Annotated in this window: 8 protein-coding genes; 7 read left to right on the top strand and 1 reads right to left on the bottom strand. The window is 68.9% G+C overall.

What is annotated here, in order from left to right; translation table 11 throughout:
• Positions 1-359 precede the first annotated feature (359 nt).
• Positions 360-1367 (top strand): hypothetical protein, encoded by a 1008-nt coding sequence (locus ACFU8W_RS00590; protein ID WP_384030906.1) that lies wholly within the window; start codon positions 360-362, stop codon positions 1365-1367.
• Between the two features lie 70 nt (positions 1368-1437).
• On the top strand, positions 1438-2967 hold the full coding sequence (locus ACFU8W_RS00585) for an amino acid permease (protein ID WP_384030904.1): 1530 nt from the start codon (positions 1438-1440) through the stop codon (positions 2965-2967).
• A gap of 90 nt (positions 2968-3057) precedes the next feature.
• On the opposite strand, the gene ACFU8W_RS00580 is transcribed toward ACFU8W_RS00585, so the two are convergent.
• A complete protein-coding gene (locus ACFU8W_RS00580) occupies positions 3058-3825 on the bottom strand; it encodes a sulfite exporter TauE/SafE family protein (protein WP_384030902.1) in 768 nt (255 codons plus the stop codon).
• A gap of 254 nt (positions 3826-4079) precedes the next feature.
• Between ACFU8W_RS00580 and ACFU8W_RS00575 the strand changes: the two genes are divergently transcribed.
• The 5 genes from ACFU8W_RS00575 to ACFU8W_RS00555 all read left to right on the top strand — a co-directional run bounded on the left by ACFU8W_RS00575 (position 4080) and on the right by ACFU8W_RS00555 (position 11869).
• Positions 4080-7016, top strand: a complete 2937-nt coding sequence (locus tag ACFU8W_RS00575) for an alpha-L-fucosidase (RefSeq protein WP_384030900.1) — start codon at positions 4080-4082, stop codon at positions 7014-7016.
• Positions 7017-7328: 312 nt separating this feature from the next.
• Positions 7329-8489: a substrate-binding domain-containing protein gene (locus ACFU8W_RS00570; protein ID WP_384030898.1), complete on the top strand. Its 1161-nt coding sequence runs from the start codon at positions 7329-7331 to the stop codon at positions 8487-8489.
• Between the two features lie 102 nt (positions 8490-8591).
• Positions 8592-9950 carry an extracellular solute-binding protein gene (locus tag ACFU8W_RS00565; RefSeq protein WP_384030896.1) on the top strand — a complete coding sequence of 453 codons (1359 nt, stop codon included), beginning with the start codon at positions 8592-8594 and terminating at the stop codon, positions 9948-9950.
• A 45-nt stretch (positions 9951-9995) separates the two neighbouring features.
• Positions 9996-10994, top strand: a complete 999-nt coding sequence (locus ACFU8W_RS00560; protein WP_384030894.1) for a carbohydrate ABC transporter permease — start codon at positions 9996-9998, stop codon at positions 10992-10994.
• Positions 10991-11869 (top strand): carbohydrate ABC transporter permease, encoded by an 879-nt coding sequence (locus ACFU8W_RS00555; protein WP_266978573.1) that lies wholly within the window; start codon positions 10991-10993, stop codon positions 11867-11869. The genes ACFU8W_RS00560 and ACFU8W_RS00555 overlap by 4 nt, the downstream gene beginning before the upstream one ends.
• Positions 11870-11893: the final 24 nt, after the last annotated feature.

The raw sequence follows: 11893 nt of genomic DNA, 5'->3' as shown, positions 1-11893 counted from the left end.
GCTTGAACGGAATCGTGATCAACGGTCGCTGACGCACAGACTGGTGCAGACCACCGCGTACGTCAAGCTCCCGCATTCCACACCTTGCGGAATGGCCAAATGATGGTCAACATCCTTCCATCTCAGGTGACTTGAGTAAGATCCGCGAATCGGTCAGGAGATCGGTACAACGCGCTCTACACTCACCGCCGAGCAACAATCGGACGCTTTCCGGCAGTTCGATTTTCAACAGCTACTTCACCCCCCACGCCCTTGAGGATTGATGAGACCGACACCATGCCGCGGGCGCCGGCATCGCGCGTCCCGGGACGTCCGCTTATGCGCGGATTCGCTGCCGTGCACGGGGGCGGGGGGAGTCCATGGCGACCAGTGATTTCCGACCGGTCTATCACCCGGCCGGGCACGACAACGACTTACGTGCGGCATTACAGGACCTGCGCACCGGCCGCTGGGTATCCATGCGGAATCTGCTGGAAAGCACCCCGGACTGGACGCTGTGGACCCAGCGCACCCAGGTGCTCGGCGCGGTCGCCGCAGGTTCCGACGCGGTGCAGGCCTGGCTGTCCGAGGAACCCCGGAGTGTCGCGGCTGCCGTGATGCACGCGCGGGTCGTGGTCGAGCGTGCCGTGCGCGCCCACCGCGAGGGGCATCACCGGGCGCAGGAGTTGTGGCAGGAGGCCTGGGAAGCCTGCAGGGCGGCCACCCACACCACCCCCGCCGACCCGGTGCCCTGGGTGTGTCTGCTGGCCCTGTCACAGTTGGACGAGCGCCAGGAACTGCAGGAGCACCGGCTGCATCCGCCGGGCCCCATGCTCTTTCCCGGCCCGTGGGGGCTGCTGGCGGAGGCCGACCGGCGCGATCCCTACAACCGCGAGGCCTACCACCGGATGCTCCAGTTCGTGTACGCGCGAAAGGCCGGCGGAACCCTCTCCGAGGCGGTCAATTTCGCTCAGTGGGCGGCCTCTTCGGCTCCCGAGGGATCCGCGCTCCATGCTCTCCCGCTGTACGTGCGGGTCGAGCGGTACCGCCGTGAGCGCGGTCATGAGAAGGCGCTGGATCTCCACTGGGTCACCGAGGACGCCGAGCGGGATGCCGAACGGGCCCTGCACCTCTGGTTCCATCGCACAGATCCGACCAGGCATTCCCTGCTCGACGTCAACCACCTCGCCCACTCCCTGTGGGGCGCCCTGCAATTCGCCGACGCGGCACCGGTGTTCCGGGCCCTCGGCCCGTACTTCACCACGCTGCCCTGGGCCTATCGCGCCCCCGACCCCCGCGACCCTTCGGGCGCCGAGGACGTGTATCTGCGCGCCCGGACCCGCTGTCTCGCGGCGGCACCCGAACCGCGCCGGGGACCGCACGACTGACCCCGGCACGTTTCCCCCCACACACAACAAACCGTCCCCGACCGCTTCCCTTTCACGGAGGTTTCCCCTCATGTCCATACCCACCTCGACCCAGCCGGGCGCGCAAGCCGCTCCCCAGAAGGACGAGGAGCAGCGACTGCGCGAACTCGGTTACCAGCCGGTGCTGGCCCGTCGCATGGGCGGCTTCGGCAACTTCGCCATCAGCTTCTCCGTCATCTCGATCCTGTCCGGCTGCATGACCCTGTACGGCTTCGGCATGTCGGCCGGCGGCCCGTCGGTGATGCTGTGGGGCTGGGCCGGTGTCGGCCTGTTCGTCCTCTGCGTCGGCATGGCGCTCGCCGAGGTCACCAGCGCGTACCCGACGTCCGGGGCGCTGTATTACATGGCCGACCGGCTCGGCGGCCGCAAGTGGGGCTGGTACACGGGCTGGCTGAACCTGCTCGGCCTGCTCGGCGCGATCGCGGGTATCGACTACGGCGCCGCGCTGTTCACCGGCGCGCTGATGAACCTGCAGTGGGGCTTCACCCCCACCCCCGGCAAGACCATGATCATTTTCCTCTGCATTCTGCTGCTGCACGCCGTGCTGAACCTCTTCGGTGTCCGTCTGGTCAGCGTGCTCAACTCGATCAGCGTGTGGTGGCACCTGGCCGGCGTCGCCGTGATCGTCAGCGTGCTGGCGATCGTGCCCTCCGACCACCAGTCGCCGTCGTTCGTCTTCACCGAGTTCGTCAATGACACGGGCTGGGAGAACCCGCTCTATGTGGCGGCGATCGGCCTGCTGCTGGCGCAGTACACCTTCTGCGGCTACGACGCCTCCGCCCATCTGTCGGAGGAGACCTCCAACGCCTCGGTGTCGGCGGCGCGCGGCATCGTCCGCGCGATCTGGGTCTCCTGGATCGCCGGTTTCGTACTGCTCGCCGGTCTGACGTTCGCGATCCAGGACTACGCGGGCACCCAGGAGAGCGCCACCGGTGTGCCTCCGGCCCAGATCCTGATCGACGCGCTCGGCACCTCGGGCGCCACCGCCATGCTGCTGATCGTGATCGCCGCCCAGCTGTTCTGCGGCAACGCCGAGGTCGCCGCCGCCAGCCGGATGGTGTTCGCGTTCAGCCGCGACAACGCCCTGCCGGGTTCGGCGCTGTGGCGCAAGGTGAGCGCCCGCACCCAGACGCCCGTACCCGCCGTGTGGCTGTCGGTCGCCGTCGCCGGACTGCTGGCGCTGCCGTCGCTGTACTCGGCCACCGCCTACGGTGCGGTGACCGCGATCAACGTCATCGGCATCACGCCCGCCTACGCGATCCCGATCTTCCTGAAGCTGCGCGCCGGAAACCGCTTCGAGCAGGGGCCCTGGCACCTGGGCCGCTGGTCCAAGCCGATCGGCTGGATCGCCGTGGTGTGGGTGGCCATCGTGACCGTACTGTTCCTGCTTCCGCAGTCGTCGCCGGTGACCATCGACTCGATGAACTACGCGTCGGTCGCGCTCGTCGCCGTACTGGCCCTGGCCACCATCTGGTGGTTCGTCGCGCGCCGTTCCTACAGCACGCCGTCGGCGTACGGGAACGCCCGCGAACAGGCGGAGATCGCCGCGGACATCGTCTGACACGACGGCTTCCGCGCTCTCCTCAGGTTTCTCCTCGAACCCTCCTGGACCGTCCGGTCCGGGAGGGTTCTGTCATTCCATGGGATGCGGTCAGCGCAGCAACAGCTGGAGTCCGCCGAGCACGGTCGCACCGAGCACCAGTCGCTCGAAAAGCTTCTGGTTGATCCGGTCCACACACTTCCGGCCGAGGTACGCGCCCGGGACGACGAACAGCAGCATGGCCGCGTCCAGCAGCAACGACTGCGCGTCGATAAGGCCGAGGCCCACACTGAACGGCACCTTGGAGGTGTTGACGATCAGGAAGAACCACGCCGATGTGCCGAGGAAGCCGAGCTTCCGGAAGCCCGCGGACAGCAGGTAGAGCGACATCACCGGGCCGCCCGCGTTGGCGACCATGGTGGTGAAACCGCCGAGCACCCCGTACGAACGGGCCTTGAGCCTGCCTGCCCCGGACGGGCCGCCGGACTCGTCCGGAGCCACCTTGCTGTCGGCTCCGGTGCGGCGCCGCCAGACGGTGACGCCCGCCATGAAGAGCAGGATCGCGCCGATCGAGGTCCTCACGGCGTCGTCGTCGGCCCACATCATGAAGACGGTGCCCATCACCACGCCCACGGCGACGGCGGGGAACAGCCGCAGCAGCGTCGGCCAGTGGGCGTGTCTGCGGTAGGTGAAGACCGCGAGCGCATCGCCCGCGATGAGGATCGGGAGCAGAACTCCGGTGGACTCGCGGGCCGGGAGTACGGCCGCGAAGACCGCGAGACTGATCGTATTGGCACCGCTGACGGCCGTCTTGGAGAAGCCGACGAGCGTGGATGCCGCGGCCAGCGCCGCCAGTTGCCAGAGTGTGAGGGTGTCCATGCCAGGAGTAGATGCTAATCGCACGCACTTCCGAACCGCCAGCCCGTCCCTCTGCTCAACGTCCGCCTTTGCACCGACTCATCCGATGTGTTGGTTCCGCGCACACACGCGGCTCGCATCAATTGCCGTAATTTACCGCCCAGTTGCCTGCCTGGAGACTTGACCCCGGATATCAGCATTGCAAGCATCGGATGTCTTCGTGAGTGGCTCCCCTGCCTCCACGCGCATCGGCCCCCAGCGAGAGGGCGACGGCCATGGCATTCGTACCGCACAGCTCATCCGTAGGGCAGAGATGGCGGCTGTTCTGTCTCTCCCTGGTCCTCGCCGTGACAGCGGCGCTCCTCGGCGCGCCCGCCGCCACCGCCGAGGTCCAGCATCCGCGCCAGCAGTGGATGAGGGAGTCCACCGCCGGCCTGTTCCTCCACTGGGGCATGTTCACCGCACCCCGCCACACCGACTGCGCGACGTGGGAGCACGATGTCACCGCGGGCGGCTGGTCCCCCGACTACTGGGTCGACGAGGCACGCAAGCTCGATGCCTCCTACATCGTCCTGGCCACCTTCCACAGCAGGCTCGGCTATGCCCGACCCTGGCCCTCGAAGATCCCCGGCAGCTGCTCCACGGACCGCGACTTCCTCGGCGAACTCGTGAACGCGGGCAAGGCCAAGGGCATCAAGGTCATGCTGTACATGACCGACGATCCGCAGTGGCACAACGAGGTGGCGGGTGTGCGGACCCTCGACTCGGACGCCTACTCGGCATACAAGGGTGAGAAGGTCGATCTGACGACCCGCGAGGGGTTCGGCCGGTTCAGCTACGACCAGTTCTTCGAGGTGATGGAGAACTACCCGGATCTGGCCGGGTTCTGGATCGACAACGACAACGAGTACTGGGAGAGCCACCAACTCTACGAACAGATCCGGGCGAAGCGGCCGTCCTGGTTGTTGACCAACAACAATGAGGACACGCCGATCATGGACACGGTCAGCAATGAGCAGAAGACCGGCATGACTCCGGCGTACGACTACCCGTCGGCCGCCTTCACACCGATGCCGCGCATCTCGGAAGGCGACTACAAGCTGCCGACGAGCGGCGACTGGTGGTACGACGGCAAGGACCACCCGGTGGACTTCCGGCTGAGCACCGGCCGGTACATCACCAACGCGGGCTCGTCCATGAAGTCGCTGATGGCGGAGACGGCCATGGTGAACGGCAGGTTCCCGCCGAGCCAGCAGGCCTACAACGACTTCATGGCCGGGTGGACCGCCCCGATCCGGTCCTCGCTGGAGGGCACCGAGGGCGGCGGCTACATGTACGGCGGGATGCAGCCCGGATTCTGGAACGACGGTGCGCACGGCGTCATCACCGTCGGGCCGGGCGCGGTGACGCAGTACGTGCATGTGGTGACCCGGCCCCGGACCGACATGGTCCGGCTGCGCGACAACGGCTACCGGGCGACCCGGGTGACCGATGTGCGCACCGGCAAGGACGTGGCCTTCAGCCAGTCCGGGGGTTACCTGACCATCCTCGATATCGCCGACTGGGATCCGTACGACACGGTGTTCAAGGTCGAGACGGACGGCCGGCAGCACTCCTACTACCCACAGAAGTCCCTGCGGGCCACTGCCTCGTCGGCGGCCGATGGGCACCCCGGCGGGGCGGTCGTCGACGGAAGCGACGGAAACTACTGGGACAGCGACGGAAGGCTTCCCGCCTCCGTGACCATCGACCTCGGAAACCTCCGGAGGGCGACCTTGCTCGCGGTGAACCAGCGCGAGTGGTCGCCGACGCACGCACGGTCGACCTTCGGCAGGCCGGAGGACTCGGCGCGGATCAAGGACTACGCGGTCTCGGCAAGCGACGACGGCAGGCACTGGAGGACGGTCCGGGCCGGCGCTCTGCCGAGCGCTCGCGGAGTGCAGCTCATCGACATCGGTGAGCAGAAGGCCCGCTATCTGAAGCTCGACGTCCGCAACACCTGGGCCGGTCCGCAGGCGCCGGACTTCTTCGGCCGACTGAGGATCGACGAGATCAAGGTGGCGTACGGGGCGCCGGTGTCGGGCTCGGCGCAGGTGCCGCTGGAGGCGGAGTCACGGCGCAATGACCGGGACGGCGCTGTACGGGCGTCCGCGTGCGGGGCCTGCTCGGGGTCGGCGCGGCTGGTCGGATTCGGCGGCGGTTCCCGTAACTCCGTCACCTTCCACGACGTGACAGCCGCCGAAGCCGGGAACTACCGGCTCCAGCTCGACCACACCGCCGGTGCCGCGGCCTCGCTGTCCGTACGCGTCAATGGCGCGGCGGCGATCGACGTGCCGGTGCCGGCGGGCAACCCGGACGTGCCGGGGTCCACGGCGGTCTCCGTGCCCCTGACCGCCGGGGCCAACACGGTCGAGGTGTTCAGCACGGCGTCCCGGGGACCGGGTCTCGACCGGATCGCCGTCGGACCGCTGCCACCGACGTCGTACGTCCCGAAGACGACCATGACGGTGGAGCCCCACGGGCTGCAGTGGGTCGGCGCCGGGCAGCAGTCCGTCCAGGTGACGGCGGAACTGCGGCTGGACGCGGATGATGCGCTCGACGGTGTTCGGCTCGCCCCGAAGGCGCCCGCGGGGTGGACGGTCGAGGGCGGCCCGGCGACGACGTCGTCGCTTCGGCTCGGCCAGACGCTGAAGGCGCGGTGGACGCTGCTCTCGCCTCCCGGTGCGGACGTCACCCCGACGACGGTGCCGGTCACCGCGGAGTTCCTGACGCTCGGTACCCCGCACACGGTGACGCAGAACGTCGGCATCCGGCCGCGCCCGGCGGACCGGGTGTTCATGCGCGAGGCCGAGGACTCGCGGAACAGGCTCGGCACCGCCGGGCTCACCGGTTGCTCGCCCTGCTCCGGCGGGGAGAAAGTACGCAACATCGGAGGCAGTGCGGCGGCCGATGTCCTGTTCCCCGATGTCACCGTGGACCGGGCGGGGACGTACCCGCTGTTCATCGACTACACGGTGAACGGGGACCGTTCGTTCCTGGTGAGCGTCGACGGCGGTGCGCCGGTCGAGGCGGCGGTGAGCGGGATCGGGAACAGCACCCCGCAGACGACCTCCGTACCGGTGACGCTCACCGCGGGGTCCCACACGATCAGGGTCTACAACGACCGGAAGTCCGCGCCCGACCTCGACCGGTTGTCGCTGGGACAGCCGTAGGGGCGCTGGGCGGGTGCACCTCAGGGGCCGTTTTCAACGGCCCCTGAGGCACGCCCTGGCGGCGCCACCGTCGCCGCGGACCACAACCTTCTTGGTCTCCGGGCTCCGCTTCCTTTCCGATCGGTCTCGAGTTCGCTGACGGTGGGTGGCGTCGAGCAGGGCTCGCAACGATGCCGCAGGGCCGTTGGCGGGTACGGGACGGCCATGATCGGCCATGGACAGCGTGGGGTTGATCGCTATGCTGCCACCCAAGCGTTCGCAGGAAGCGTTCAAACGAACAATGCGCAGCGGTACGGCGAGGGGGCCATCAGCATGCGGGAGCCGGTTGAACTGAGGCGTCAGCGAATCCTGTCGGTGGTGCAGTCGCGAGGCGCCGTCAAGGTCAGCTTGCTCGCCGCCGAGCTGGATGTCTCGGTGGTCACGATCCGCCGGGACGTCGAGGAGCTGACCCGGGCCGGGAGGCTGCGGCGCGGGCACGGGGTGGCCCGGCCTGTGGTCGACGCGGCGGAGCCCGTCCCGGTCCCGGCGGCGCGGACCGCGGAGCCGGCCGGCGACGCAGGCGCGGTGGCCATCGTCGTACCGGAGCGACATTCGTATCTGTACGAGACGCTGCACGGCGCCCGGACCGTGCTGGAGGAGTCCGGGATGCGGATCGCCCTGCACATCGCGCCGCAGTCGGCCAGTGCCGAACGACCGCTGGTGGAGCGGGCCCTGGCGGACGGGGCCCGTGGACTGCTGATCGCCCCGCGGTGGCGCAACGCCCGCTCGGAGGAACTGGACTACGGCTGGCTGGCGGAGGTGGGCGTGCCGACCGTGCTGATGGAGCGGCGGCCCCGGCCGGGCAGTGCGCTGCACGCCCTGGACTCGGTCTGTTCCGATCACTGGTACGGGACGCATCTCGCCGTGGACCATCTGGTGGCGCTGGGCCACCGCCGCATCGTCCTGGCCGCCCGTGACGACAGTCCGACGGCACGCACCATCCGGGCGGCGTTCGCCGGGATCGCGGCGGACCGGCCGGAGGTGGAGGACTGGTCCGTGGTGCTCAGTTCACCGGCGGCGGTGCCCGGACCCGGGTCGCCGAGCGCGGCGGTCCGGGTCCAGGACGCTCCGGCACCGGCCGAGGGCACCGCCCCCGATCTCGCCGCCCTGCTGCGCGAGCGGGGCGCCACGGCGGCCGTGCTGCACGGCGATGTGGACGCGCTGATGCTGGTGCAGCGGATGGCGGAGAGCGGGGTCCAGGTGCCGCGGGACTGCTCGGTGGTGGCGTACGACGACGTGGTCGCGGCCCTGGGCAGTACGCCGCTGACCGCGGTGGCGCCGCCGAAGGCGGAGATCGGGCGGGCGGCGGCCGAACTGCTGCTGTACCGGCTGACCGGGCCCGCCGGTACGACCGGACCGGTGCGCCGTACGGAGCTGCTGCCCACGCTGAAGGTGCGCGGTTCGGCCCAGCGGGTCACCCCCGCAAAAGACTGAGCGTTTGACCGCTTTCATTTTCTTCTGAGCGATCTATTGACCCGTACCGATCAGCCGATCAGGATTCCCCGTGTCTTGAATCAGGAGCCGCGGGAGGCACCCATGCCTGGTCGACAGAGCCGTCGATCCGTGCTCGCCACGATCGCCGCCCTGCCTCTGACAGGCGCGCTCAGCGCCTGCAGCAGCAGCGACGGCGCATCGCGGTCGGGCAGCACGAGCAACGCCGTCAGCACCGGCACGAAGCGCGCCACGCACATCACCTTCTGGTCCGCTCTGCGCGGCAGCCAGCAGGTCGTGGACGCGTTCAACCGCACCCACGACCGCATCCAGGTCGACTTCCAGCAGGTCCCCTCGGGGGGCCAGGGCGGGTACGCGAAACTCAGCAACGCGGCGCGGGCGGGCAACGCCCCGGACGTCGCCACGATCGAGTACCCCCAGCTCCCCGGCTTCGCGATCGATGGTGTCGCTCGTGAGATCACCGGCCTGATGAGCGACGGGCTGCGCGCCAAGCTGCTGCCGCAGGCGCTCGCGCTGACCACGTTCGAGAAGCGCACCTTCAGCGTTCCGCTGGATGTCGAACCGATGGTGATGCACTACCGCACCGACCTCTTCCAGCAGTACGGACTCCACGTGCCGCGCACCTGGGACGAGTTCGAGGAGGCGGCCCGTACCGTACGCCGGAAGGGCAAGGGCCGGCGGCTGGCGAACTTCGCCACGGACGGCGCCCCCCAGTTCGCCTCGTTCGCCTGGCAGGCCGGTGCCCAGTGGTTCGACACCGCGGGGGGTGTCTGGAACGTCTCCCTCGCCGATGAGCCGAGCCGCCGCGTCGCGTCGTACTGGCAACGGCTCATCGACCAGGACCTGGTCTTCATGAACCCCGTGGACGGCCGCCAGAGCGACGCCCAGATCAGCAACGGCCAGGTCCTCGTCCGGCTCAGCGGAGCGTGGGACGCCGGGGCGCAGATGAACGCCCGGCCCGCGCAGAAGGGCGCATGGGCCGTCGCGCCGCTCCCCCAGTGGGATCCGGCCGCACCGTCCCTCGGCACCCATGGCGGCTCCACCTTCGCGGTGACGAAGGACAGCAGTCACCCGGAGGCCGCGATGGAGTTCATCGAATGGCAGGTGTCGCACCCGGATGCGCTGCGGGCCCGGCTCTCCAGCGGCACCAGCAGCCAGTATCCGGCCGCCCCCGGCCTCGTACCCGTCGGCCGCAGGGCCTTCGACCGGAGCTACTACAGCGGTCAGGACATCTACCGCGTCTTCGAGGAGGAGGCGCACAAGATCCGGGACGGCTGGATCTGGGGGCCGCGGATGACCGCCACCAGCAAGGTGATGCAGGACGGCTTCGCGCGGGCGAGCGGCGGTCAGGGCTCATTGCTCGATGCCGTACGCGCCGCCCAGAAGGGCACCATGCCGGACCTCAGGGCACTGGGCCTGGCCACCACCGAGCACACCAGCTGACCGCCCCGTATCCCCTTCCCAGCAGCAGAGAGGCAGGTGACACCCATGACCAGCCCCCTCACCACCGCCCCCTCCCCGATCGGCTCCACGCGCCCGGCCGACGCCCCGTCGTCCGCGGCGCCCGCACGCACCACCCCCAAGTCCTCCCGGCGCCGTGAACTCGGCGCATGCGGCGCCCTGATGACGCCGTTCTTCCTCCTCCTGGTGACGGTCTTCCTGATCCCCGTCGGGACGGCCGTCTGGCTGAGCTTCTTCAGCGACGACCAGCCAGGGCTCGGCTTCGGACCGGAGCACACCGTCTTCGTCGGACTGCGCAGCTACACGGCCGTGCTGACCGACCCGACGTTCCTCAGCAGCCTGGGCACGGTCGCGCTGTACTGCGTGATCTACATCCCGCTGATGGTGGTGTCCGCCCTCGCGCTGGCACTGCTGCTGGACTCCGGAGTGGTACGGCTGCGTGCATCGGCCCAGCTCGGGCTGTTCCTGCCGCACGCCGTCCCCGGCATCATCGCCGCCCTCATCTGGCTGTACCTGTACACGCCCGGGCTCAGCCCGGTGATCGACCTGCTCGGCAAGGCCGACATCACCATCGACTTCCTCGGACTGCACACCGTCCTGCCGTCCATCGTGAACATCGCCCTGTGGAGCAATCTCGGCTACAACATGGTGGTCTTCTACGCCGCTCTGCAGGCCGTGCCGCGCGAGGTCATCGAGGCATCGGTCGTCGACGGCGCCGGGCCGGTCCGTACCGCCCTCCAGGTCAAGACGCCACTGGTGCGCCCGTCCATCGTGATGGTGGCCATGTTCACGCTGATCTTCGCGCTGCAACTGTTCACCGAGCCGATGCTGCTCAGCCAGGCCAGCCCGATGATCAACTCGCGTTTCTCACCCAGCATGTACATCTACGACGCGGCCTTCACCCGGAACAACTACGGCCTGGCCGCCGCCGCCTCCGTCGTCCTGCTGATCTGCACCATCGCGCTCTCCTACGGCGTCACCCGCTGGACCAACCGCGCCGCCGCCCCCGAGGAGGACGCCCGATGAGCGCGACGAGCACCACCACCCGCACCGCCACCACGCTGCGTCCCCGGCTTCTGGGCCGCTCCGTCGTCAATCTCGTCGTGGGCATCTCGGTGCTGTACACGCTGCTGCCGGTGCTGTGGCTGGTGCTGGCCGCGTCGAAGGACCGGGACGCCCTGTCCGGCAGTGACGTCCTGTCGCTGAACCACTTCTCCTTCGTGCAGAACCTCAAGGACCTGTTCGCGATGGACGGGGGGCTGTACGGGCGGTGGTACGGCAACAGCCTCCTGTACGCGGTCCTCGGCGCCGCGCTCGGCGCCCTGGTGAGCATCGCCTGCGGCTACGCCTTCGACAAGTACCGTTTCGCGCACAAGGAGAAGCTGTTCGGGCTGGTCCTCGCCGCCGTCATGGTGCCGCAGACCGTGCTGGCCCTTCCGCTGTATCTGATGGCGTCCGGCACGGGGCTGGTGAACACCTTCTGGTCGGTGTTCATCCCGGTGCTCTTCAACCCGTTCGGCGTGTACCTCGGCCGGATATTCAGTCAGGGATACGTTCCCGACGAGGTCCTCGAAGCGGCCCGGGTCGACGGCGCCGGCGAGCTGACCACCTACTTCCGGGTCGCGCTGCGGATGCTGGGACCCGGCCTCGTCACCGTCTTCCTCTTCCAGCTCACCGCCATCTGGAACAACTTCTTCCTGCCGATGGTGATGCTCTCGGACCAGGACCTGTATCCGGTCAGTCTGGGGCTCTACACCTGGAACAGCTCCGCCACCGTCTCCCCCGAGTACTACCCCGTCGTGATCATGGGCTCGCTGCTCGCGGTCCTGCCGCTGATTCTCGCCTTCGCCCTGCTCCAGCGGTTCTGGAAGTCGGGGCTCACCGCGGGCTCCGTCAAGTAGCGGGCCAACCGGATCATGTCCGCG

Origin of the sequence: Streptomyces sp. NPDC057565, from assembly GCF_042801455.1 — a bacterium.
In the GTDB taxonomy this organism is placed as follows: domain Bacteria; phylum Actinomycetota; class Actinomycetes; order Streptomycetales; family Streptomycetaceae; genus Streptomyces; species Streptomyces yanii.
This window is presented reverse-complemented; position numbering and strand designations above follow the sequence as displayed.